Origin of the sequence: Halostagnicola sp. A56 (assembly GCF_000691505.1) — an archaeon.
Taxonomy (GTDB): Archaea; Halobacteriota; Halobacteria; order Halobacteriales; family Natrialbaceae; genus Halostagnicola.
Genome location: NZ_JMIP02000013.1, coordinates 1 through 24,108 on the forward strand (window position 1 = coordinate 1; position 24,108 = coordinate 24,108).

21 protein-coding genes, 1 tRNA gene and 6 pseudogenes are annotated in these 24,108 nt (G+C 61.8%); 18 read left to right on the forward strand and 10 right to left on the reverse strand.

The genetic code is table 11. From position 1 onward, the window contains the following. Window positions 1-143: 143 nt before the first annotated feature. Window positions 144-326: pseudogene (locus tag EL22_RS18335) on the forward strand (DUF955 domain-containing protein); the annotation flags it as partial. Then, window positions 323-577 carry a HalOD1 output domain-containing protein gene (locus EL22_RS00710; RefSeq protein ID WP_050049690.1) on the forward strand — a complete coding sequence of 85 codons (255 nt, stop codon included), beginning with the start codon at window positions 323-325 and terminating at the stop codon, window positions 575-577. The pseudogene EL22_RS18335 and the gene EL22_RS00710, both read left to right, overlap by 4 nt. A 36-nt stretch (window positions 578-613) precedes the next feature. Here the strand turns inward: EL22_RS00710 and EL22_RS00715 are convergent, their stop codons facing one another. Further along, entirely contained in the window at window positions 614-832 is a 219-nt protein-coding gene (locus EL22_RS00715) for a hypothetical protein (RefSeq protein ID WP_231587850.1), read from the reverse strand. Window positions 833-1,676: 844 nt separating this feature from the next. Here EL22_RS00715 and EL22_RS00720 point away from each other — a divergent pair. From EL22_RS00720 to EL22_RS00740, 5 genes and pseudogenes are all read left to right on the forward strand, one after another. Continuing rightward, window positions 1,677-2,525: a DNA-binding protein gene (locus tag EL22_RS00720; RefSeq protein ID WP_050049691.1), complete on the forward strand. Its 849-nt coding sequence runs from the start codon at window positions 1,677-1,679 to the stop codon at window positions 2,523-2,525. 994 nt (window positions 2,526-3,519) lie between these two features. Beyond that, window positions 3,520-4,653: a quinolinate synthase NadA gene (gene nadA / locus EL22_RS00725; RefSeq protein WP_050049692.1), complete on the forward strand. Its 1,134-nt coding sequence runs from the start codon at window positions 3,520-3,522 to the stop codon at window positions 4,651-4,653. Between the two features lie 2 nt (window positions 4,654-4,655). Further along, window positions 4,656-6,347, forward strand: a complete 1,692-nt coding sequence (locus EL22_RS00730) for an L-aspartate oxidase (protein ID WP_082146634.1) — start codon at window positions 4,656-4,658, stop codon at window positions 6,345-6,347. 8 nt (window positions 6,348-6,355) lie between these two features. Next, window positions 6,356-7,170 (forward strand): annotated as a pseudogene (gene nadC / locus EL22_RS00735) (carboxylating nicotinate-nucleotide diphosphorylase). 126 nt (window positions 7,171-7,296) lie between these two features. Then, a complete protein-coding gene (locus EL22_RS00740) occupies window positions 7,297-7,725 on the forward strand; it encodes a hypothetical protein (protein WP_231587851.1) in 429 nt (142 codons plus the stop codon). Between the two features lie 456 nt (window positions 7,726-8,181). Here EL22_RS00740 and EL22_RS00745 read toward each other — a convergent pair. From EL22_RS00745 to EL22_RS00760, 4 genes and pseudogenes are all read right to left on the reverse strand, one after another. Further along, window positions 8,182-8,265 (reverse strand) — tRNA-Leu (locus tag EL22_RS00745). A 76-nt stretch (window positions 8,266-8,341) separates the two neighbouring features. Next, a complete protein-coding gene (locus EL22_RS00750; protein WP_050049693.1) occupies window positions 8,342-8,680 on the reverse strand; it encodes a ferredoxin in 339 nt (112 codons plus the stop codon). Window positions 8,681-8,757: 77 nt separating this feature from the next. Then, window positions 8,758-8,970, reverse strand: a pseudogene (locus tag EL22_RS00755) (RNA-guided endonuclease TnpB family protein); the annotation flags it as partial. Between the two features lie 411 nt (window positions 8,971-9,381). After that, on the reverse strand, window positions 9,382-9,798 hold the full coding sequence (locus tag EL22_RS00760; protein ID WP_050049695.1) for a winged helix-turn-helix domain-containing protein: 417 nt from the start codon (window positions 9,796-9,798) through the stop codon (window positions 9,382-9,384). A 120-nt stretch (window positions 9,799-9,918) separates the two neighbouring features. Between EL22_RS00760 and EL22_RS00765 the strand changes: the two genes are divergently transcribed. The 7 genes and pseudogenes from EL22_RS00765 (at window position 9,919) to EL22_RS00795 (ending at window position 15,627) form a co-directional block, all read left to right on the forward strand. Beyond that, the gene (locus EL22_RS00765) at window positions 9,919-10,611 is read left to right on the forward strand and encodes a hypothetical protein (protein ID WP_050049696.1); all 693 of its coding nucleotides are present in this window, start codon (window positions 9,919-9,921) and stop codon (window positions 10,609-10,611) included. Window positions 10,612-10,704: 93 nt separating this feature from the next. Then, a pseudogene (locus EL22_RS19250) lies at window positions 10,705-11,391 on the forward strand (RNA-guided endonuclease TnpB family protein); the annotation flags it as partial. Between the two features lie 496 nt (window positions 11,392-11,887). Next, a complete protein-coding gene (locus EL22_RS00775) occupies window positions 11,888-12,205 on the forward strand; it encodes an AbrB/MazE/SpoVT family DNA-binding domain-containing protein (RefSeq protein WP_050049697.1) in 318 nt (105 codons plus the stop codon). 1 nt (window position 12,206) lies between these two features. Next, the gene (locus EL22_RS00780) at window positions 12,207-12,692 is read left to right on the forward strand and encodes a hypothetical protein (RefSeq protein WP_050049698.1); all 486 of its coding nucleotides are present in this window, start codon (window positions 12,207-12,209) and stop codon (window positions 12,690-12,692) included. Between the two features lie 39 nt (window positions 12,693-12,731). Continuing rightward, entirely contained in the window at window positions 12,732-13,286 is a 555-nt protein-coding gene (locus EL22_RS00785; RefSeq protein ID WP_050049699.1) for a poly(R)-hydroxyalkanoic acid synthase subunit PhaE, read from the forward strand. 25 nt (window positions 13,287-13,311) lie between these two features. After that, window positions 13,312-14,715, forward strand: a complete 1,404-nt coding sequence (phaC, locus tag EL22_RS00790) for a class III poly(R)-hydroxyalkanoic acid synthase subunit PhaC (protein WP_050049700.1) — start codon at window positions 13,312-13,314, stop codon at window positions 14,713-14,715. Window positions 14,716-14,883: 168 nt separating this feature from the next. Next, on the forward strand, window positions 14,884-15,627 hold the full coding sequence (locus EL22_RS00795; RefSeq protein ID WP_050049701.1) for a beta-ketoacyl-ACP reductase: 744 nt from the start codon (window positions 14,884-14,886) through the stop codon (window positions 15,625-15,627). 50 nt (window positions 15,628-15,677) lie between these two features. Here the strand turns inward: EL22_RS00795 and EL22_RS00800 are convergent, their stop codons facing one another. The 3 genes and pseudogenes from EL22_RS00800 to EL22_RS00810 all read right to left on the reverse strand — a co-directional run bounded on the left by EL22_RS00800 (window position 15,678) and on the right by EL22_RS00810 (window position 18,731). Beyond that, a complete protein-coding gene (locus EL22_RS00800; protein ID WP_050049702.1) occupies window positions 15,678-16,697 on the reverse strand; it encodes a nitronate monooxygenase family protein in 1,020 nt (339 codons plus the stop codon). 22 nt (window positions 16,698-16,719) lie between these two features. Continuing rightward, entirely contained in the window at window positions 16,720-17,268 is a 549-nt protein-coding gene (gene moaC, locus EL22_RS00805) for a cyclic pyranopterin monophosphate synthase MoaC (protein ID WP_050049703.1), read from the reverse strand. 3 nt (window positions 17,269-17,271) lie between these two features. Then, window positions 17,272-18,731 (reverse strand): annotated as a pseudogene (locus EL22_RS00810) (NAD(P)H-hydrate dehydratase). Window positions 18,732-18,878: 147 nt separating this feature from the next. Here EL22_RS00810 and EL22_RS00815 point away from each other — a divergent pair. Further along, window positions 18,879-21,725: an ATP-dependent helicase gene (locus tag EL22_RS00815; RefSeq protein WP_050049704.1), complete on the forward strand. Its 2,847-nt coding sequence runs from the start codon at window positions 18,879-18,881 to the stop codon at window positions 21,723-21,725. A 244-nt stretch (window positions 21,726-21,969) separates the two neighbouring features. On the opposite strand, the gene EL22_RS00820 is transcribed toward EL22_RS00815, so the two are convergent. Next, on the reverse strand, window positions 21,970-22,209 hold the full coding sequence (locus tag EL22_RS00820; protein WP_231587852.1) for a type II toxin-antitoxin system HicA family toxin: 240 nt from the start codon (window positions 22,207-22,209) through the stop codon (window positions 21,970-21,972). A gap of 14 nt (window positions 22,210-22,223) precedes the next feature. Between EL22_RS00820 and EL22_RS00825 the strand changes: the two genes are divergently transcribed. From EL22_RS00825 to EL22_RS18345, 3 genes and pseudogenes are all read left to right on the forward strand, one after another. Continuing rightward, window positions 22,224-22,712, forward strand: a complete 489-nt coding sequence (locus tag EL22_RS00825; RefSeq protein ID WP_050049706.1) for a PTS fructose transporter subunit IIB — start codon at window positions 22,224-22,226, stop codon at window positions 22,710-22,712. Between the two features lie 101 nt (window positions 22,713-22,813). After that, window positions 22,814-23,182 (forward strand): annotated as a pseudogene (locus tag EL22_RS18340) (class 1 fructose-bisphosphatase); the annotation flags it as partial. A gap of 86 nt (window positions 23,183-23,268) precedes the next feature. Then, the gene (locus tag EL22_RS18345; RefSeq protein WP_231587853.1) at window positions 23,269-23,649 is read left to right on the forward strand and encodes a hypothetical protein; all 381 of its coding nucleotides are present in this window, start codon (window positions 23,269-23,271) and stop codon (window positions 23,647-23,649) included. 85 nt (window positions 23,650-23,734) lie between these two features. On the opposite strand, the gene EL22_RS00835 is transcribed toward EL22_RS18345, so the two are convergent. After that, entirely contained in the window at window positions 23,735-24,058 is a 324-nt protein-coding gene (locus EL22_RS00835) for a hypothetical protein (RefSeq protein WP_050049707.1), read from the reverse strand. Between the last annotated feature and the right edge of the window lie 50 nt (window positions 24,059-24,108).

The window sequence follows — 24,108 nt, forward strand, 5'->3', positions numbered from 1 at the left end:
CCGCTTCGAACGTGCTATCGGACTCGAGCGCTGTGAAGTATCGCACCGCCGGAGATTCTACTATTTCTTTCGAGTACGAACCGGCCTCTCTACGAAGCATCGAGGATGCGTAGTCCATAATCACTAAGCGTCCTGCGGTTACTATCGAGGCCGAAGCTGTTGGCTACATCGTCGGACGGCACTTCGGACTCGATACGAGTGGATCGGCGTTCTACCTTGCGGCGTGGGAAGGCGACGAGCCAGAAGCGATTCTCGACCGTCTCGAGCGGATTAGTTCGACAGCGGCAGAAATTATTGACGCCGTCGACGGGGTGGGGTACAGATGAGTGAGCGACAACTCCTGCTCGAGATCGTGGACGCGCTAGAGAAGCAGGGACTCAGCCAAGGCGAATATCAACTCCATCAGTGGGTCGACGTTGAAGCGCTGGAACAACTCGTTGACTCAGCAAACGCCGATCTCAAAGTTCGGTTCGCGGTAGCTGAGTTCCAGGTCCTCGTTACGCAGTCCGAGGTGCAGGTAGTCTCGAGTTCGGAAGAGGAATCCAATCCTAGGGACCAAGACGAGGAGAGTTACTGAACGAGACAAGAGATCACAGCACAGCTCGTTTCCGCGTTAGTTCTCGGGGATTGTTATCCGGAGCTCGTCATTAACCTCGTAGAGATAGCCGCGATCGATCAGTCGGGAGACTGCATGCGTCGCATCTCCCGTTTCGAGGTCGAGTTCTTCAGAACCCCGAAGCACCTCGAGGGCGTGCTCTCGTGGAATTGACTGTCTGTCTTGGGATTCCGCTGTATTGTGACTGGTTACAGCGAGGAGTTCGTAGGCGTCCATAATCCATCCTGATAGCGGTGGGCGTGGATCAGTGAGGTCAGTCATCGCACCATCGTACCACATCTTCACGCGCAACTCGCTTAAGAATATTCCCCGATAGCACGTAGAATGGCTCTGATTAATCGCCATAGGGCGCTGGGTTGGACCTACATAGTGGCACTGCGAATGGGTCCAATTGTTTCGCCAGTAGAGATTCGGTAGAAATTGAAGCCAGAATTATCCAAGAGTAGTGCATCGCGCCATCTGACATAGAGTTGAAAGTCGCCGACGCCTAGCGATTTACCAGATCCAAACTCCGGTGACCTTGGTTCAGGCGCGCGGAGATTTCCCGCAAACCCGGTGGGTTTGATCGAGAGGGAGCGCGTCCGCCTTGAAGGCGTCGGGACGCGGTTTGCCCTCGGTCGCCGGCGCCGGTCGCCACGCCACACCGCGGCGTGGTGCTGCGGAGCCAGGCTCGGTCGGTGTGCCCGCGTCCTGCTGGGTCCGCTCCCGCTCGCTCCACACCGCGCGAGCGGCCCCCTCCCAGCATCGCGGCGCTCTCCCCACCGCCCGCGCCGCGACGAAGCCAACAAGGCGGACCGTCGAGCGGGCTGCGCTCCAAGAGGGGGGTGTAGTTGCCTCGGAGGGTCGCAGCGGGCAGGTCCCACCGCCGGCGGTGGGAGGGTCAGTTGGGTGTCAACTGGCCGGGTGGGCGATGTGTCGAACGTGGTTGGTCTGAGGCAGGTACCGAGTTGTCCCAGCGACAGCTCGAGCGGTGCGGTTGAGCCACGGCTGGAGAGTCGTGGTGTCGAAAGAAGACGCCGAGTGAGCGTCTTCGGCGGTATCCAGGATTGAGTGAATACCAATGTCTAGTAACAACGTTACCAGTAATGTAGTTTCGGTCGATGAACAGGCGTTCGAGAAAACAGACGACACGGTGGTCGACGAGGACGGCGTCGACGACACGCCGGAGTTCCAGGCGACGGTCGAGATGGAGATCCAGGCGAAGGTGGACGCGAATCACCCGGACGGCATCGCAAACACGGGCGATGGGCGCATGCACGGCGTCACCCTCGAGCACGAAGAGCGGATCCGGGCTCGAGAGGCCGAACTCGAATTGATAAGTGCCCAAGCCGAACTCGGTGGGCAGGACGACCGGGCGAGGCGGACGCGAGAAGTCGTCATTGAGCAGTGTGGTCGCGACGAACCCGACACTGTGGATCCTCGAGCGCGGCTGTCACAGGACGATCTCGCAGCAGTCAACAGACAGGCGATGCGGATCAGCGAGCGCATCGACGGCGGCTGGTCGCGGGCGGTCATCGCGAAGCGGTTGGCCGAAAAAGTACAGGGCGGGATGGAGGTGACGACGGCAGTCCTCGAGACGCTCGAGGAGGTCAAGGCCGAGTCAGGAACGATCGTCCCGATCGCGGACATCGCGGAGGTCCCGGTCGGCGAGGTGACAGTCGAAGGTGAAGTCATCGAGCTCTGGACACCCTCGTCTTCGAACATTCAGCAGGTTGGGCTCCTCGAGGACGAGAGCGGACGGACGAAGTTCACGATCTGGCAGCGGTCGAATCAGACGATGGTTCGCGAGGGACAGACGGTCAGGTTCCGGGCGGCAGCCAAGAGCTGGTACCAGGGACGATGCTCGCTCGCGTTGACCGGCTGGTCACGTATCGAGTTCCCGGCACGCGGCCGGTGGTGGGACAAATAGCCAAAGCAGTTCCCCCTTTTTTGCTGTGGGCCAGACCGACCCAAGCCCCACCTCCCCACCCTCCGCTCCGCGCTCGCTGCGCTGCGCGCGCAGCCACGACCGTGGACTACAATACCTCGGGCGGCAGGCTTCTCGAGAGATACTCGAGTCGCTCGGTGGGTTTGTCGGACGCCCAGAGGGGCGTAGCGAGATAGTTGACATGCCAGTACAAGTTGCACTTTCAGTAACCGAGATTGTATCAGAAACAGACAGTTGTCCCGAGTGTGGGGCGGACGAACTCCGATACGAACCCATGCTCGACCATGGAGGAAGGTACGACATCACTGCAGGGCTCACATGCGACGCGTGCACCTGGTCGAAGCGGTGTTCCGAACGGTGTTCTAACTGTGGTGTGACGACACTCGTCAGCACCGACGATGACGCTCGAGACGAACGGACGTGTGCGGCGTGTGAGTGGACCGGGTCGCTGCGGGACGTGTCCATGCACGGAGAGTCGTAGCGTCGCTCGCGAGGATTCCAGACTGGGTGGACTCTGGCTCGCTGCTACTAATGCCCGGTCACCCGCTTCCCCCCCGCCCCACCCTCCTCCACGTTCCAGGTTGTTTCACTCCGTTCACAACCGGGCTTTCGCCACCGTACAAAAAGCGTCTCGTTATATGAAAAGCCTCTATCTCACCGTTGGGCACAGAAATAAGCCTCAGGCACTCCGAGCTATGGTACACAAGTAAAACCAGAGAGAACGTAAGTCAAGGTACCGAAAAAGGGTTCAAAGAATGTTGGCATCAAATAAAGAACGTATGCAACTGAGGCACCGGCCTGTTTATTCGTGTTCCATGGAGGGAACTGATGGAACTCAGTGAAAATGAACTCACGGTATCACGTGAGCTTTCAGAACTCGACAAAGACGTATTAGCATTTACACAGATCGTCGCGGTTGAAGGAAAAAGTTATTCAACGATAGTCTGTGAACTAGAATTACTCACTGGTGACCCAAATGGTAACGATGGAAACCGCAGAGTTCGAAACCGACCTCAGTCTGTTCAAATACGACAACCTCGAACAGCTTCCTTCGAGGTATCGGGATCTCGAAGAGGGTGAGCGAACGAAACGTATCGAGGCCGCGCTCGCGGAACTCGGCGACGACGTGGTGATTCTTGGACACAACTATCAGCGCCGAGAGATCGTCGAGCACGCCGATTTCGTCGGCGACTCCTATCAGCTATCGACGGAAGCGGCGAACGCCGACGCCGAGTACGTGATTTTCGGCGGCGTCACGTTCATGGCCGAATCGGCGGACATTATCACGGACGACGACCAGACGGTCATCCTACCATCGATGGAAGCCTCCTGCCCGATGGCGGGGATGGCGGAAGCGCTGCAAGTGGACGCCGCCTGGGCCGAGATCACCGAGGCCGCACCCGACGAGGAAATCATCCCGATCACGTACATGAACTCCTACGCGGATCTGAAGGCGTTCTGTGCGAGCCACGGCGGTCTCGTCTGTACCTCCTCGAACGCGCACAACGCGTTCGAGTACGCCTTCGAAAAGGGGGACAAGGTCCTGTTCCTGCCGGACAAGCACCTCGGCGAGAACACCGCCCACAGGCTCGAGATGGCGGACGAAACCGTCGAGTGGGATCCCTGGGATCCCGACGGAAAGGACGCCGAAGCGGTCGTCGACAACGACATCGTCCTCTGGAACGGCTACTGTCAGGTCCACGAGCGGTTCAGGGTCGACCACTTAGAGGAGGTTCGCGAATCGAACCCGGACGCGAAGGTCATCGTCCACCCCGAGTGTCGCCGCGAGGTCGTCGAAGCCGCGGACAAAGCGGGTTCGACCGCGACGATCTGTGAAACAGTCGAAAACGCAGATCCCGGCGACACCTGGGCGATCGGCACCGAGATTCACCTCACGAACCACCTCCAGCGCTGGCACCCCGAGATAAACGTCGTTCCGCTCTGTGGCGACGCCTGTATGGACTGCAACGCGATGCGCCAGATCGATCCCAACTACCTCACCTGGGTCCTCGAGGAACTCTGTGCGGGCCGTGAACGAAACGTCATCGAGGTCGCTCCCGAGGAAAAAGAGATGGCCGGGCTCGCACTCGAGCGCATGCTCGAGATCTAATCATGAGCGAGCACACGTCCCACGCCGCCGACGACGGCCAGACGGATGGAGCATCGGACGAGGGAGCCGACGACACCGTCGAGGTCCTCGTCGTCGGCAGCGGGATCGCGGGCTGTACGGCCGCTCTGGCAGCCGCTCGAGCGGGTGCGTCCGTCCTCCTCGTCACGAAGGCGACGCGGCCCGACGAGACGAGCACCGACCGCGCGCAGGGCGGCATCACGACGACACGCGGCGATCCAGACAGCCTCAAGGCGGACATCCTCGCGGCCAGCGATCACACGGCCGACCCGGACGCCGTCGACGTTCTGGTCGAAAATGCAGATGCGGCTATCGAAGATATTTTGCTTTCGACGCTCGAGATCGAATTCGACTCGTCTTCGGAATCGAGTGGAAAATCCGGCGGCGAAGAGAGCCGGACGGTTTCTGGCGGATCGTTCGACTACACCCGCGAAGCGGCCCACTCCGAACACCGGATCCTCCACGTCGACGCCGAGACGGGAACGCACATCCTCCGGCCGTTTCTCACCTATCTCGGCGACCACGACCGCGTCGAGATCAGGGATGATACGGCCGCCCTCGAGTTGCTGACCCACGAGGGACGAGTCCACGGCGTCGTCACCGACGAACGAGCGACCGGACGACCGGTTTACGCGGGCGTGACGATTCTCGCGACCGGCGGGATCGGCGCGCTCTACAGTCGATCGACCAACCCCGACGCCGCCACGGGAGACGGCATCGCGATGGCGGCGCTGGCGGGCGCCGACGTGGCGGATCTCGAGTACGTCCAGTTCCATCCGACCGCCTACGCCGGGAGCGAGTCCAGTCGCACTTCGAACGGAGACGGCGACGCAAATCACACCTCGAGCCGAGAGGGCGAGGCCGCCGAAGCCGACGATCCGTTCTTGCTTTCGGAGGCGCTACGCGGCGAGGGAGCCGTCCTGCGAAACGGCGACGGCGAGCGGTTCATGCCCGAGTACCACCCGCAGGGGGACCTCGCACCCCGCGACGTCGTCGCCCGCGCGGTGGCCGACGAGCGCGAGGCGACGGGCGAGGTCGTCCTCGACGTGAGTCCCCTCGAGTTCGACGCCGAGTTCCCGGCGCTCGCCGAGACGTGTCGCGACCGAGGCGTCACGGGCGAGAAGATCCCAGTTGCGCCGTGCGAACACTTCCTCTGTGGCGGTATCGACGTCGACGAATACGGGCGAACGACGCTGGATCGCCTGTACGCCGTCGGCGAGTGCGCCCGGACGGGCGTCCACGGTGCGAACCGACTGGCGAGTACGAGCCTGCTCGAGGGTCTCGTCTGGGGGCGTCGTGCCGGAGCCGACGCCGCAGGAGCCGAACCCGAACCGGGGGTGATCGACGCCCCCGAACTGGTCGACCGAGACCCCGATCTTCCCGACCGCTTCGCCGCCGAGAAGTCGCGTCGGCTGAAGCGAACGATGGACGAATACCTCGGCCTACGACGGACTCGAGACGAAATCGGACGTGCGAGCGCGATACTCCGCCGACTCAAGGGCGAGGTCGACGCCTACACCAGAACACGGACCGCTCGAGACCTCTACGAGCTTCGAAACGCCTGCGTGACGGCGCTGTTGATCGCCCGCGCGGCGAGCGAGAATCCCACCTCGAAGGGATGTCACTACCTCGAGGACGGGAGCGAACCGAACGCAAACGCGGCGGCAGACGACTGATCCCATAGATGATCACAGAGACACAGATCGACCGCTGGCTTCGCGAGGACCTCGGTCACCACGACGTGACCAATCAGGTTCCCGGCGAGACGACGGGACGGCTCGTCGCGAAAGAACCCGGCACCGTCGCGGGCATCGAAGCCGCGCGTGCGGTCTTCGAACACCTCGGAGTCGATATCCTCGAGTCCGTCGATCCGGGAACGTCCGTCGACACAGGCGCAGTCGTCCTCCGCGTCGAGGGACCCGCACGCGACGTGCTCCGGGGCGAACGCGTGGCCGTCAACCTCGCCGGCCACGCATCCGGAATCGCGACGAAAACGCAAGCGGCGCTCGACCGGGCTCGAGGCGAATCCGACGCCGTTCGAATCGCGGCGACCAGAAAGACGACGCCCGGATTGCGCGGCCTCGAGAAGCGAGCCGTCGTCGCAGGCGGCGGCGACACCCACCGGCTCGACCTCTCGCACATGGTCATGGTCAAGGAGAACCACATCGCCGAGATGGGGCTCGAGGACGCCGTCGCGCACTTCCGGGAGCGAGTCTCGTTCGCGACGAAACTCGAGGTCGAAGTCGAGACCGTCGCGGACGCGCCTCGAGCGGCCGAAGTCGGCGCGGACGTCGTCCTACTGGACAACATGGACCCCGCGGCGGTCGAGGCGGCCGTCTCGAAACTCGATGGCTACGACGCGTCCTCGCCGAAGCCAGCGGCGGAATCACGCTCGAGACGGTCGCCGAGTACGCCGCGACGGGCGTCGACGTGATTTCGATGGGGGCGCTCACCCACTCCGCGCCATCGCTCGACCTCTCCTTTCGAACCGGCGAGTAGCGATTCGGTGCGTTCGACGCGTCCATCAGCGGATTCGACCGCTTCCGTCGTTCAGTCTCGGTTTCGGCCGCACCAGCTCGAAACCGTTCAACAAAATATAAATTCTCTCCTCGAAGAGTGAACGACATGCCCGGCACGTTCGAACCAGACGACGACGCCTTCGAGGGAACGCCGCTCACGCCGACGCGACTCGCGATCGTCGTCGGCGTCGGAGACGTCTTCATTTTCTCGCTCATCGGATACCTGGTCCTCGAGAACCCCGCATTCGGCCCGATTGCCGGACTCCTCGTCGGTCTCGGCATCTACCACACCCTCCCGATCTTCATGCAACCGGCGGGACTCGAGGCGGAACACGAACACCGAGACGCGAGTCCGGTTCGAGAATACCACCGACTCGCAGCAGGGTTCGGGTTCTCAATCGCAGGAATCCTCTTCTTCGCCATGGGGATGACCGACGTCGATATCGTCCTCGGGATTCCGGGCGCGCTCGTCGTGGCCGCTCTAGTGTATCTCATCGCCGGGTTTGCCTTTCCGAACGCAGGACTCGAGAACTGAGCTCGTCTCGAGTTGGGTAGCGTCAATATCAACGCTGGCGGGCGCTCGAGTTGCTATCTGACGTGGTTGAATCTGGTTGTTCGCTCGAGCGGCAGTAACTCGAGGGTTGGGGTTTGAACAATGCGAAGACGGTCGTCCTCGTTCTTCTCGGGCGCTACAACTCGTCTACTTCAGATTTAAATACAATTGCTGTCGCTCGCAATATACTCGCGACACCATTGCGGGGGTTGGGATTTGAACCACGGGAAGACGGTCGCTCACTCCGTTCGCGCTGCGACTTCCCTGATTCAAATCCCGCTTGTCGCAGTTGCCACTCACGGGTGTTCGTGGCAACATGCGAGGGTTGGGATTTGAACCACCTCCAGACGATCGTCCTCACTTCGTTCGGACGCTGCGACTGGCGTAGTTAAAATCCAAATACGATTGCTGTCGCTCGAGAGATACTCGCGACAGCAATGCGAGGGTTGGGATTTGAACCCAAGGACCCCTACGGGAGCGGGTCTTAAGCCCACCGCCGTTGGCCTGCTTGGCTACCCTCGCCCAAAACGCACTTGTTCGTTGCCACCGCCTTGGGATGTGCGTTTCGGTGTGCACTCGAGAAGAGAGCAACCGCCGGCTACCAGTCGACGCTCAGCGTGCCGTCGCCGTGGGGATCGGGCGCGATCTCCTCGTCGGTCCGCCGATCCACGACGTGGATGCAACCGTCGTCTTTCTTCGCCGGACAGATTTCTGCCGCGCGGACGTTGTGCTCGAGGTCCTCCTCGCCGAAGAAGTACTCATTGGGCTTGGCCATGCCCGAGGCGATGGACATCTCCCAGTTGTCGCTGACCTCGGCGCACTTGCCCGCGCCGAAGCACTTGTTTGCCTCGAAGATGACCTTGTAAGGCTTCTCGTCGATTGGCGGCGCGTCGCTCGAGCCGACGTCGCTGGCGCGCTGAATGCCGTCGTCGCTCATGTGTACTCATTCGAGCGAGCGGTCTTTCGCGTTACGATTACGAATGGTGAAGTCGGGTGACCTCAGAACCGCTGGAGACTGTGCAGCCCCCTGTATTTGGTGTGACCTTTCAACTCGTCTTTGAGATCGCCGTGGTCGGGAATCTCGCCCGTTTCCTCCCAGACTTGCCGGGAGTGGTAGTTAGCGACGTTCCAGAGTTTGCTGGTACTCCACCCGTGTCGGTCAAGCATCTCAGCCACTTGTGAGTGGTTGCGGATTTTCGCTCGGTAGGTGCGGTGGACTTCCAGCATTCTGAACGCCTGTATAAGCACTTATACTCACACCTATTGTAAATATTCGGATTGAGAACAGTGGAATATCCGGCCTTGCTATCAACGGTGAATTGTGGAGGAGATGTCGGATTCATTCTGACCCTTTAGGGTCAGGTATTCTCCTCGATTTTGTATAACTCGATTTGATCATCGAGCAACTTCATCTGTAGTTCAACCACTCCGCGATCAACAGGCTGTTGCAGCATTTTCCGAATGCTGGCTGAGACATAGTCTCTCGAGATTAGCCACTACAGTGTAACTATGGGGCGTTCCGCAGCTCTACAGAAGAGCGAGCTAGAGATGCCCTAATGAGCTGCATCTGGTTCCGGTCCATATCGGAGAGTTCCGCACACCTGACACTCCCACATCGGCTGCCCTGCCCACTCGTCATCAGTAGTGCTCGAGGGCGTGCTTTTCTTGCTGAATGAACGCTATGGCGGCGTCAATCAGATCGGCACCAAGGCCAGTCAACTCATAATACGAGTACAGCCCTTCTTCGTCCGGCTTGGATTGCTTTCGATTCTCGACGAGCCCAGCGTTGACCAACCGATCCAGGTGGTAGTGGAGACCGTTCTCACTTCGGCCGAGTGCTTCGCTGAGTTCTTTCGCGCTCATTTTTCCTTCGTTACTCAACGCATATAGTATGGCGAATCGGTTCCGCTCGGCGAGCTCCTCGAACAGTTCCAAATACTCCTCGAGATCGAGCAGGTTGTGTCCGTCGAAGAGGCCAGTGGTTAACGTTACAATCGCGTCTGCTCCTGCCTCGTCGTCGGGGTTCGGTCGTGGCGCAGAGGGACTGTCTGCCATGAGTGGGTCAGGCTACGGTGCCGTCCCATATCAGGTTAACGGTTATTAACCTCTTCTCAGCACCGACATCTCGTTGCAGATTAGGTGCGTTTATGCGTCGAGCGTGAGCAGTTAAAGTCAATGCGAACGTACGACGGGGTGCCGATGCGGGATATCCTCCGTGAGCGGCTTGAGTCGACCGCGCACGACGACTTTCTCGTTTACGTGATGGGGCCGTACACGACATTCCGCCTCGACTACTATCTTCGTGACGACGTCGATGTCAGTGAACGTGATACTACCTTGGGTGCATTCGGTGATTCCGAAAAGGAACTTCTCGATGAACTCCAAGAGATCGTCGAGTGGCTACGGACGGAGCTCGGCGTAAATGCGTTTCTCGCCGTCGATCCCGATATCCCCACAGAAGACATTCCAGAGGAGACGGATCAAGAGCGAATGAACGTCATCAGCCAGTCAAAGGCGTACGCTGAGGCGAGCAACGCCGTCGTATTCGTCCTCCCGAAGGCGGGCGTTCGCGACGGCGTCGATATCGAAATTGGCGCCGTGCTCTCCGGATTCGACCTCGGTCATGGCGAAGGTACACCACGGAAGGCTCCGCAGCGCTTCCACGTCTTCCGTGAACACGGCGTCGCGAGTGCAACGCTTGATGCTGTTCCCCACGAGTATGAGGTGGCACTCACCGAGTACGGAACCCGGTCAGAACTCCAAGACCAGATTGCACGTTTTCTCGCGGGGCTGCTTCGTTCGGAGCGCCGCGGTGATCTGCCGCCTGTCGACGACGATTCGGAGACGAACGGCATGTTGGGCGAGTGATCTAACGGTTGCGACGAACCGCTAGTTCCAGGGTCCGCATCCGGTATGGCGTTCGTCCAGCAACGTACACATGACGAGTAATGTCAACACGCAATCTTTGCCACCCACTAAGCCGCTGCTGCACTCTCCGGCGTTGGAAAAATCGAAGACCTTGATGAGGACTACAAAATCTCTTGTCCAAAATTCACCGCCGATACGGTGAAGTACGATACCTGGATGATGACGCTGTTCGATGACGACACCATCTCCCTCCTCTCTACTGTTGACGACCGCATCCGGTGTGACCTTGTGTTACCGGACGACGAAGATGGCTACCAACACCAGTACCTCACCAGTGAGGAATAGGAACTCACGAAATCTACACGCTCTCGACGTGACGGCGACTACTATTTGTATCTCGGCTTCTGGAAACTGAAGCCCGAAAAATGGGTCGAGCAATGAGGTGACAACGCGGACAGGACAGTTCTCAGTGTCGACCTCAGTATCGTCAACATCGCTGCCACCTGTACGGCCTACTTCGCGTCCGGTAGAGAACTTCGGCACCAGCACCGAGAGTTTGAACGGATTCGCGGCAACCTCCAACAGACTAGCACACAGTCCGCACATCGCACGATCCAGCAGCTGCGCGGTCGGGAATCACGGTACGTCCGTAATGTCTTGTATCGTGTCGCCAACGACATTATCGACGAAGCGGTGGCACACGCCTGTGAGTACATCGCGTTCGAGAATCTGAACCACATCAGGGAGCGTGCGCCGCCGGTGAAGGAGTTCCACCAGTGGCGCACCGCCTGCAATCATCAACATCGAAATTGTTGATGGCCAATTGGATAATGCCCGAACCCTCGATATTGAAGTGCTCGACCATCCGCCAAAGGCGGGAGGGGATAATCCAACCGAACTCATTACAATGCTCGTCAAGCGGATTTCGACTACTGCAGATTCTGACTACCAACAGATTTCATAGCGCTGCTCGGTTAAGTTACGAACGACACGAAACGTTCACGACTTTGTCTCATCTAATATCACACCTCAAAATATCTGGGGATACTATCAGATTGTGAATCGTTTTAACAACTCGAGAACCGACCTCACGGCGTATTTCAGGACATCTGTAGTGTATTTAAAATTCTGGGTGCGTCATGATCGACGTCGAATTGTGAATTCTCGGACCGTAGGTGAACAACTATGTACTCTAAAAGACAGCAGATGTAGTTTAATGGTATCAAATGGTAACTAGCGGAAACCCTTATTAGGAGCCGGGTCGTTCGTACTGGTGATGACGGACGACTCCGACCGATCACCCTGGTTCCCGCCCGCGATGTTTACAGAGCAGATGCAGGAAGCCGGTGAGCAGGTCGCACAATCCCAGCAGGAGATGCTGAAACAGATGATGCAGGCCGGGACGGCGAACCCGCTCGAGGGAATGTCGTCGCTCGGGCCGATGAACATGGGCACGGCGACGTTCAAGGCTCGTGTCCAGAGCGGCGGCCGGGTCAGCATTCCCGGTCCCGAACGTGACGCCCTCGACATCGAGGAAGGAGACATCGTGCAGACGATCGTCGTCCCCGTCAAACGCGACCGAGAGGACGAGTAACATGACACAGAACCCACTCACCCACCTGTTCGACGCACAGCGCACCGCAGTGAAACAGAGCCAGACGCTCACCCACGACGCCGTCGAAGCCCAGAAACAGTCGATCGAGGCCTTCGCGACCGTCGTAGACGCCTCGAGTTCCGCGCTCGAGCGCAACGCCGACGTGACGAGCGGCGCGATCCACGCGTGGCTCGACGCCGTCGAGGCGTCGCTTCCGGAGGACGCCGCCGATGTCGACGAACTCCGCACGCTCGTCGACGAAGGCCTCGAGAACGCGACCGAGGCACAGACGGAGACTCTCGAGACTTTCCAGGACGCCATCGAGGACTCCGCCGAAGCCTACGACGAGTTCGCAGACAGCTACACCGACGCCGTCGACAGTTCCTTCGACGCGTTCCTCGACGCCCACGAGCAGGCCGAAGCCAACGTCACGGCCGTCGCCGAGAACGTCGAAGACGCCGCCGAGAAGTTTGACACCGCCGCGTAGTCCCGAAACGCTTTCACGCTCCAACGATCAATTTTATTCATGACAGATCCAGCATCCCAGATGCACGACTGGAACGCCGCGGCCGAGCAGTGGAACGAGCAGTTTCTCGAGGCACTCGAGCAGAACATGGAAGCCCAGGCCCAGTTCGTCGAAAGCTGGTCGGAGACGGTCGGCGAGGCAACCGAGGAGAACGACATCTCCGAGGGCGTCGAGGGCTACGCTCGAGCCTACGAGACGTGGATGGACGCCTCCCAGCAGATGGTCGAGCGGATGAACGACCAGTTCGAGGGCGAGGACGTCGACATCGAGGAGTTCCGCGACATCTGGCTCAACACGGCCAACGACGCGTTCAAGGACGTGATGTCCACGACGGCCTTTGCCAAGATGACCGGCGAAACCGTCGGCGACGTACTCGAGGCCCAACAGCAGGCCGACGAGGCCGCCGAAACGACGCTACGAACGCTCGGGTTCGCGACCGAGAGCGACGTGGTCGAAGTCGGCGACCGCCTCGTCGAACTCGAGCGACGCCAACACGCCGTCGAGCGGAAGCTCGATCGCGTCCTCGAGCACCTCGAGGACGAATCCGGGGACTGATCGAGCGATCGGAACTCAGCCACCAATGAAAAACCCATACACACTCGCGATGGACATGCAACGGCAGGCCTGGGAGGGGGCCGCCGAACTCGCCGAAAAGACCCGCGTCGCGCCCGAGCGGACGGAAACGCTCGAGAACGTGGAGGTCGGTCAGACGCCGAGCAAGGTCGTCTACGAGGAGAACAAACTCGAACTGTTACACTACGAGTCGAAGACCGAAGAGCAACACGACGTGCCAATCCTGATCGTCTACGCCCTGATCAACAAGCCCTACATCCTCGACTTACAGCCAGACCGATCCGTCGTCCAGACCTTGCTCGAGGCAGGCTTCGACGTGTACCTCATCGACTGGGGCGAGCCCTCGGCGCTCGATCGCTCGCTCACGCTCGAGGACTACGTCGACCGGTACATCGACAACTGCGTCGACATCGTCCGCGACCGGTCGGGCGAGGACGAGATCAACATCCTGGGCTACTGCATGGGCGGCACGAAGTCGGCCATGTACGCCTCTCTCTACCCGGAGAAGGTCAAGAACCTCGCGCTGATGGCGTCGGGGCTCTGTTTCGCCGGCGACGGCGGCGTCCTCGAGCTATGGGGCGACGAGGACTACTACGATCCGGATCGGGTCACCGACGCCTACGGCAATGTTCCCGCCGAGTTCCTCGACGTCGGCTTCGCGTTGATGGATCCCGTCGCGAACAACGTGACGAAGTACGTTCGCTTTTACGACAACATGGAGGACGAGGACTTCGTCGAGAACTTCGCGCGGATGGAACGCTGGCTCTCGGAGGGCATCGACGTCGCCGGGGCGGCCTACGAGGAGTTCATCACCGACATCTACCAGGAGAACAAGCTGATGGAGAACGAACTCGTTCTCGGCGACCGGCGCGTCGACCTCGAGAACATCGAGATGCCGGTCCTCCAGATCGTCGCCGAGTACGATCACCTCATCCCGCCGAACGCCTCGAAGCCGTTCAACGACGCAATCGCCACCGAAGACACCGAGATCCTCGAGTTCCCCACCGGTCACATTGGCATGTCAGTCTCCTCGCGCAGTCACGACGAACTCTGGCCGCAGGTCTGTGAGTGGTTCGAGGAGCGGGCAGAAAGCGACCTTGAGGCGGAGACGGAACCGGATGCCGCCAAAGCCGACCCCGACGAGTCGGACGCCGCGCTCGCGGCGGACGCCGGGGGAGACGAAACCGGCATCGACGATGACGGGGTCGAAATCGAAATTGACGGCTCTGCGGGCGACGACCCCCTCACAGATCTTTCCGGCGTCGGCGACGCTTACGCCGAAGCCCTTCGAGGGGCCGGAATCGAGACTATCGACGATCTCGCCGCGGCGGACGTCGCCGATCTGGCCACGGAGACTGGAATCTCCCCGGCACGACTCGAGGGTTGGATCGAGCAGGCCGATTCGAGATAATTCCGCTACGGGCAGAACGGAACCTCCTCGAGGTACCATCGGGTAGTTCTATTCCACCACGACTTTTGTTCGACGATTACTGGAGACTTATTAAGGATTGCATCCGTCTGGAAAACTGAAATCCCGTACGTCATTATATAGGGAATGAGGTTCATTGTCTAGGTATCTATGTCAATGGATGGGCGGACCTGCGTCATCACCGGCTCGGCTCGAGGCATCGGTCGCGGCATCGCCGAGTACCTCGGAGAGGAGGGCGCAAACGTCGTCATCAACTACCGCTCGTCGGAGGGGGCGGCACACGAGGCGGTCGAGGCGATCGAATCGGCGGGTGGATCGGCGGTCACCGCCCAGGCTGATGTCTCCGACCGCGACGCCGTCGAGCACATGCGCGAGGTCTGCCTCGAGGCCTTCGGCCCGGCGGACGTGCTGGTGAACAACGCCGGCATCACCGCGGATCACCAGTTCACCGAGATGACTCGAGCGGACTGGGATCGCGTGATGGACGTCAACCTCGGCGGGATGTTCAACTGCACGCAGACGTTCTACGACGACATCTGGAACGCCGAGGAGGGCCGACTCATCAACATCTCGAGCGTCGTCGGCAAGCAGGGCAACTTCGGGCAGGCGAACTACGCCGCCGCGAAAAGTGGCATGTTCGGCTTTACTCGGACCATCGCGCTCGAACTCGCACAAGGCGGCTCGACTGCCAACTGCGTCGCACCGGGCTTTACCGCAACGGACATGGTCGAGACCGTTCCCGAGCACGTCCTCGAGCGGATCATCTCGAGCGTTCCTCTCGAGCGCCTCGCCGAAGTCGAGGACATCGCCGCAGTCGTCCGATTCCTCGCGAGCGAGGACTCCTCGTACGTGACCGGCGAAGTGATCGACGTCAACGGCGGAATGGATCTCTGAGCCCGATGGCCGTCCTGGTTCGAATTATCGATCGGCTTTGAACGAGACAGTTATTCTCTCCGCTTTGGGAACTGTGAAATCGCTCCCCGTGCCTCGACCACGAGTTCCTCAAGGACCGCTTTGGCAGGTTGTACGTCGTCGGTAAGACCCACACTCTGGCCGGCGAAAAGCGCCATCTCCGCAACGTCTCCGTCCACATCCGGTGTTGCAAGCGCTTCGTCGTATCGCTCGATCGGTTCGCCCGCGTCGGTGGTCGCGACGACCTCGGACTCTCCAGGCCGCTCGCCGGTTGGGGGCTCTCCTGCTCGCTTCCATCGTTCGGTCGTTTCGTTTTCCAAAACGCGATGTGGCATTCCGGGCCAGCCCTTATCGAACAGCGTCGTCAGAGCGGTATCGGTTTCGTCGCTCTCACAGAGCAACCGCTGGTAGTCATCGTGAACCGCCGCCTCCTCGGTTGCAACGAATCGAGTTCCGAGCCACGCGCCGTCAGCGCCGAGCCCGAGGACGGCCGCGATAGCCCGCCCGTCGCCGATCCCACCTGCGGCAACGATCGGCACTTTGTCCCCGACCGCATCCGCGACTCGAGGCACGAGCACCGTCGTTGCGACCTCGCTCTGGACGTGTCCCCCGGCTTCGATACCCTGTGTGACGACGATATCGACGCCGGCGGTTACCGCCTCCCGTGCGGCCGTTGCGCTCCCCACAGTCTGGAAAACGATCGCGCCTGCCTCGTGAACGCGATCGACGTACTCTCGAGCACTGCCAAACGAGAAGGAGACGGCATCGACGCCTTCGTCGAGAACGACTTCGAGATGGTCGTCAGTCTCGAGAATCGTCGTCGCGTCGTCGAGCGCGAGGTTGACTGCGAACGGGTTGTCGGTCCGCTCGCGAGTGTGACGGATCACCCGTCTCGTCTCCTCGAGGTCCCGCCAGGTGACCGCAAGGTGGCCGAGTCCACCGGCGTTCGAAACGGCGGCAGCCAGTTCGGGATTCGTCGCACTCCCGATCGGGGCCTGAAGGATTGGCCATTCGATTCCGAGCGCGTCACAGAGCGGCGTTTGAAGCGTCATCTGTTTTCTTCGTTTCGACGTGTTATTCCGACGCTGGTCGCTTTTCTTTTTCGAGCACTCGCACGTTCTCGATGCCCGTCGCCGGATACTGGCCGTCGTCGTCTTTCTCGACGGCTTTGACCATATCCCAGACGACGTTGAGCCCGGTCGTGACGCCCTCGAGGGCCTCCATCTCGCAGCCGGTCTTGCCCGTCGTTTCGACGGCGACCTCGAGCGCCACGCGGTCGTCCGCGAGCGAAAAGTCGGTGTCCACGTTCGTGATCGGGATCTGGTGACACATCGGGATCGTCTCCCAGGTGTGTTTGACCGCCTGAATCGCGCCGATTCGGGCCGTCGCGAGTACGTCGCCTTTCCCGATCCGATCGTCGCGGATCGCCTCGAGTGTCGAGGGCTGGAGACGAATTTCTCCCGCGGCGACGGCGCGGCGACTGGTGTCGGGCTTGTCGCCGACGTCGACCATCTGCACGTCGCCGTCGTCGGTCGTGTGGGTGAGGTGACCGGCGTCGCCGTCGGAGTCGCTGTTCGCCCCGCCGTTCTCGCCCGGCGTGGTCGTCGGGTGATCGTCGCTCATTCGTTACTCGTCCTCGTCGGTCTCGCCCCAAAGCACTGCTGGAACCTCCTCGAGCAGATCGGAAGCGAGAAATCCCTGTCCCATCCGTTCGGCCCCTCGCTCGCCGGCCCGCCCGTTGACGTACGCGCCGGCCGTCGCGGCCTCGAGCGGCCCCGCGTGCTCGAGCAGGCCGGCGACGATCCCCGCGAGGAGGTCCCCCGTTCCACCGACGGCCATGCCGGCCGTCCCCGCACGGCAGATTCGGGTTCGCTCGCCGTCGGTCGCCACGTCGTCGACCCCCTTCGCCAGGACGACGTGTCCGAGATCCGCGGCGAACTCCTCGAGGTCGTCCGCCGCGGCCGCGAGGTCGTCCGTTTCCGGGCCGCCCATTCGCGCCAGTTCCCGACGATTCGGCGTACAGACCAGGGTCGCCTCGGTCTCGAGGTCGGGCACGACTCCGAGCGCATCGGCATCGATCACCGCCGGGCCGGTGTAGGACTCGAGGAACTGGCGCGCGGCCTCGAGCGTCTCGTCGGCGGTTCCGAGTCCGGGCCCGAGGATCACCACGTCGTCGTGGCGCTCTGCGGTCTCGACGAGTCCGTCGACCTGCTCGGGAACCAGCCGGTCGCCGTCGTAGGGCTGGACGATCAGGTCCTCCGCGTAGGACTGGATCTCGCCGCCGACGGACTCCGGCGCGGCGACGAACGAGAGTTCCATCCCGCTCCGGAGGGCGGCCTGGGCGGCCAGCGCCGGAGCCCCGGTGTAGGGGCCGCCGCCGATGACGAACGCCCGACCCGTTCGTCCGTCGGGTCGCGCGGCGCGGAGGTCTCCCGGCCCGACGTAGCGTTCGGCGGCCGCCGGAATGCCGATGTCCGCGACGGTAACGTCGGCCGAGAACTCCTCGAGGCCGGGCTTTTCGTCGTGGAAGGTGACGACGCGGTCGGCTTCGACGCCGTTGTCGGCGTGAGCGTCGCGAGCTCCACCGTCGCCGTCGACCGCCGCGTCGGCGTCGAACCCGGAGGGAACGTCGACCGCGATCACGGTCGCGTCGCTGTCGTTGATCGCCCCTGCGGCGGTCGCCGCCGGTTCCCGAAGCTCGCCGCTGATTCCGGTTCCGAGCATCGCGTCGACGACCACGTCACACTTCGGGAGTTCGAACGCGCTCGAATCCGTCACCGTTCGCACGTCCGCGTCCGCGTTCTCGAGCGCGTCCCAGTTCTCCCGGGCGATCTCGGTACCGATCGCCGACGCCGGCCGAGCAGAATCGTGGTGCAGTCGTAGTCCTCGAGAAACCGGGCGGCGACGAACGCATCGCCGCCGTTGTTGCCGCGCCCGGCGACGATCGTAACGCCCGAGTCCGGTTCCGCGGCGTCCCGGACCGCCCTCGCGACGGCGTTGCCGCTCGACTCCATCAGCTGTTTTTGCGTGACGCCAAGCCCCGCCGCGTTCTCGTCGACGGCGGCCATTCGCTCGCCTGTGATCATGGTCGGTCTTCGACGGGCGATCCGTTGAAGATTGCGGACGGGACAGCCGGCTATCGACGACGCTTCCGATGGCCAGCCCAGAGGCGGGACTTCACTTCCGGTCCGGTGGCCAAACCCTCTTACCCGCACGGACCGCAGACGCGTACAATGGATGGGAGCGCGCTGCCTGTCGACGACGAGCACCTGCCGTTCGATCCCTCGAGCGTCGAGATCGACGATCGGGAGGTGTTCGACCTGCTCGAGCCGGCCGTTCAGGAGTGGTGGCTCGAGGCGTTCGGCGAGTACGTTCCCGAGAACGACGGCTTCTTCACGCCGCCGCAGGCGGGCGCGATCCCGAAGATACACGAAGGCACGAACACGCTGATCTGTGCGCCCACCGGGTCGGGCAAGACGCTCGCCTCGTTTACCGCGATCATCAACGAACTCTTCGAGCGCGACCGGGAGGAAGAAGACGGGTTAGCCAATTCCGTCTACTGCCTGTACGTCTCGCCGCTGAAGTCCCTCGCCAACGACATCCACCGGAACCTCGAGGTCCCGCTCGAGGGGATCGAGGAGATCGTCGCGGACCGCGGCGAGTCGATGGGCGAGATCCGCCACGCGATCCGCCACGGCGACACGGGCTCGAGCGCGCGCCAGAAGATGCTCGAGGAGACGCCCCACATTCTGAACACGACGCCCGAGACGCTCGCAATCTTACTCAACTCCCCGAAATTCCGCGAAAAGCTTCGAACCGTCGAGTACGTCATCGTCGACGAAATCCACTCGCTCGCGGGGAGCAAGCGCGGCACGCACCTCTCGGTGAGCTTAGAGCGACTCGAGGCGATGAGCGAGACGGAGATCACCCGAATCGGCTGCTCGGCGACCATCGAGCCGCTGTCTCGCGTCGCGGAGTTTCTGGTCGGCTACGAGGAGGCGGACGGGTCTGATCCGACGGATGCCGATAGTGAATCGACACCCGATGATGAGTCTGGATCGGCTATCGAGTCAGGATCAGCAGCCGGCGGCGAGCGAGCGCCGCGACCCTACGAAATCGTCGACGCCAGATTCGCCCGCGAGTTCGACCTTCGCCTCGAGTGTCCGACCGACGACCTGATCAACACGTCTCGAGACGTCGTGCAGAGCCGGTTTTACAAGCAGCTTCATGAACACATTCAGGACCACACCAACACGCTGGTGTTTACGAACACGCGATCCGGCGCGGAGCGCGTGCTCCACAACCTGCGGGAGGGCTTCGACGAGTACGGCGAGGAAAACTCCGGCTGTCATCACGGCAGTCTCTCGAAGGGAGTCCGCCAGGAGGTCGAACGAAAGCTCAAGGACGGCGAACTAGATGTCGTCACCTCTTCGACCAGCCTCGAGCTGGGGATCGACATGCCCCACGTCGACCTCGTGGTGCAGGTCGGATCGCCCAAATCCGTCGCCGCGCTCCTCCAGCGGGTCGGCCGGGCGGGTCACCGCGTCGGCCAGACCGTGACCGGCCGCGTGATCGCGTTGGATCGGGACGAACTCCTCGAGTGTGCGGTAATGTTGAAAAAGGCCGAAGACGGCTTCGTCGACTCGGTGTCGATTCCCGAAAATGCACAGGACGTCGCCGCTCAGCACGTCTACGGGATGGCGATCGCCGAGATCCGACCCGAGCGCGAGATTCGGGCGATTCTCGAGCGAGCGTACCCGTACCGAAACTACTCCGAGGACGAGTACGAGGCGCTGATGAGCTACCTGACGGCCGACTACGCCGGCATGGAGGATCGAAACGTCTACGCGAAGATCTGGCGGGACGAGAACGACCCGCCCGACGGCGAGCACCACCACGAGGAGTTCCCCGTCGGCGAGCCGCTGATCGGTAAACGGGGCCGGCTCGCTCGAGTCATCTACATGACCAACATCGGGACGATTCCGGACTCCTTTACCTGCGACGTCCACACCAGAGCGAGCGACGAGTGGGTCGGCCAACTCGACGAGAACTACCTCGATACCTTGGAGAAAGGCGACGTGTTCGTCCTCGGGGGCGATCACTTCGAGTACCAGTACCGCCGCGGCTCGAAGGTCTACGCCGATCGGACGAGCGCCCGCCCGACCGTCCCCTCGTGGTACTCCGAGCGCCTGCCACTATCCTACGATCTCGGATGCGAGATCCTCGCGTTCCAGCGGGAACTGCTCGCCCACCACGCCGAGGGCGGTTCGCCGCGGGTCCGGGCGTGGCTCCGGGAGTTCCCCCTGGGAGACGACTGCGTTCGCGCCATCGCGCGGCTGTTCGACCACCAGCTTCGGTACGCCGGTCCCGAGAGCGTGAGCACCGAGAACCGGCTCACCATCGAGGTCGAACGCGACCGAGAGGAGTACGAACGCCACTACTACGTCCACTCGAACTACGGCCGAAAGGTCAACGACGGGCTTTCCCGGCTGTTCGCCTACCGCTGTGCTCAGGAGGCGACCGCAAACGTCCGCGTCGCCGTCGCCGACAACGGGTTCGTCCTGTCGATGCCGCTCAACCGGAAGATCGACCTCGAGGGAATCGTCTCGGACCTCGAGGCCGAGCAAGTGCGCGAGGACCTCCGGAACGCCATCTCCGGGACCGACCTGCTCCAGCGGTACTTCCGGATCAACGCGACGCGAGCCCTGATGATCCTCAAGCGCTACAAGGGCTACGAGAAGTCGGCCAGCGAACAGCAGGTCTCGAGCGAGATGCTGCTTGGCTTCGCGGAGGATCTCGAGGAGTTCGCCGTGATCGAGGAGACCTACCGCGAGATCCTCGAGGACAAACTGAACGTCGCCGAAATCGAGGGCATCATCGCGCGAATCGACGCCGGCGAACTGGCGATCGAACGCCAGTTGCTGGACTCGCCCACCCCTCGAGCGTTCGGCCTCGCGACGCTCTCTGCGAGCGACGTCGTCCTCGCCGAAGACGAGAGCGCCGCGTTGCAGCACTTTCACGAGCACGTCCTCGAGGAAATCGGCGAGGAGTCGGTTCGGGGGCTTCCGACGGACGACTGAGTCTCGAGGGAAGGCTGCGTTCGAAGGGAGAGAGTTCTCGATCGATTTCCTATAGTATCTACACCTTAGTCAGTAAGTGTGCCCGGGGAGATGCTGGAACGTCGGTCCGGGCCTCGAGCGCGTTCCGCCGGCCATTGTGAGGGGCACCGCAGTCTGCGGAACGTATCCCGGCGACTTGAAGGACACTACGTTTTGGTTGCGGTATAGACGCTCTTTTTCGGATTCGGTTGTCGTGCGAGGGTCGTCACAAGTTCCGATCGAGCCACTCCAAGAACCGTTGGAACTCTTTCATGCCAGCCTGCTCGCCGATCTTCTTGAGCGTCCCTGTCGACACTTCGTCGTGTCGAGGTACTGGGACCGTCCGCGCGTCCGAATCGTGGTCGTCGGGCGGCTCCCAGCGGAGGATGAAGTGGTCGCCCTTGATCCGATCGAGATAAAACGGGCCGTGGTTTACTAGGACGACCACGTTATCGACCGAATCCAACGTAACACCGACCAATGAAACTCGTCGCAATCACGTCCTGTCCGACCGGTATCGCACACAGCCAGATGGCAGCGGAGAACATCGAGACCACCGCCCGCGAGCAGGGCCACGACATCGAAGTCGAGGTTCAGGGCGCGATGGGTGCCGAAAACGAGCTCTCGGCCGACGATATCGACGACGCGAACGCTGTTATCATCGCCGCGGACACGGCCGTCAATCAGGACCGTTTCGATCACAAGCCCGTCGTCGAGGGAACCGTCAAGGACGGCGTCAACGACGCTGAGGGGCTGCTCAAGGACGCGGTTCAACTCGCCGACGGCGGCGAGACGAGCACCGTCGAGGCGAGCGACCGCGACGCCCGTGCAGAGACGGGCGATGGGGCTGGGACGGCAGCGGCGGACGAAGAGACGACGCCGACCCGAGGGACCGATACCGACACCGAACAGCTCGGCGGTGACCCGTCGAAAGGGCTCTTCGCCCGTCTTCGGAGGTTGTTCTCGTGAACGGGGAGACGGCCGCCGAACTCGAGACAACCGTAGCGGGCGCCGCGTATCAGCCGAGCGGACCGCGAGCCGGCAGAAACCGCGATGAGCGGGTGTAATCGATGACGGCGGTAGACCCGATCGTCGATGCGCTCGTCTCGAGCGTCCCCGACGTCCGTGAGAAATTGCGTACGGCCCGCGGAAAGACGGCGACGGAAAACCCGAGCGGCGACGTTCAGTCGGCCGCCGATCGAGGGATCGACCGGCTCTTTCGCGAGCGGATGAGCCCCCTCGAGGCGGTCGGTTCGTACGCGAGCGAAGAACGCGAAGGCGTCGAAGACGTCGGTGACGGGTTCAGCGTCGCCATCGACCCACTCGATGGATCGTCGAATCTCGACTCGAACAACATCGTCGGAACCGTCGTCGGCGTTTACGACGGGATACTCCCGGCCAGCGGTCGCGACCTCGTCGCCGGCATGGTACTCCTTTACGGGCCGTACACGACGATAACGGTCGCAGTCGACGGGACGGTCACGCGGTACGTCGTCGACGACGGACGTATCGTGACTCGAGTCCCGTGGTTATCCCCGACGAGGGCGACATCTGCGGGTTCGCCGGCTCGACGAACGAGTGGCCGGAGACCGTCCGAGACTGCTGGAGCGAGTTACATCGAAAACACAAACTCCGGTACACGGGTGCGATGGTTGCGGACATCACCCATCTACTCGTCGACGGTGGCGTGGTCGGCTACCCCGAGCGAACCTCGAGTCCGAACGGCGACCTTCGACTCCAGTACGAAGCCAACCCGATCGCATACATCGTCGAAACCGCAGGCGGCCGATCGTCGACCGGTCGAGGCTCGATCCTCGACCGCACGCCGGCGGAACTCCACGAGCACGCTCCCGCCTACTTCGGGAATTCCGAGCAGATCAGTGTCCTCGAGTCGACGCTATCGTGACGATCGCTCCGGCGCTATCGTGACGTCGATCGGGTGGGCGTACCCGCACCGGCCGCGTGACTACCGAATCGGTTGCTGACTGGTTTCAGAACTGGTACCGGCGCTCGTCGTCCATCGACGGGTAGTTGTCGGCACCGGTCATCTCGTCGAAGGTCATCCCCGAGAGGTACTCGTCGTAGGTGACGTCGAATCCCGATCGCAGGTGGAAATCGATGTTTCCGGTTTCGACCGTCGTCTGAAAGAGCATGTGGATCGCGCGGCGGACGAGTTCGTCCGTCGATTCGGGCTCCATAGCGGTCTCGAGCAGCGCGAGTTCGTTTCTCGTCTCCCGATCGAGCGCCACCTCGAGTTCGTCGCCCAGGCTCGAGTACGATTCCGTAATCTCGTCGTTGAGGTCGTCGAGAGTCACATGCTGGTGGACTCGAGTCGGTCGTATAGGGCTTTCGTGCTCGTCCGACG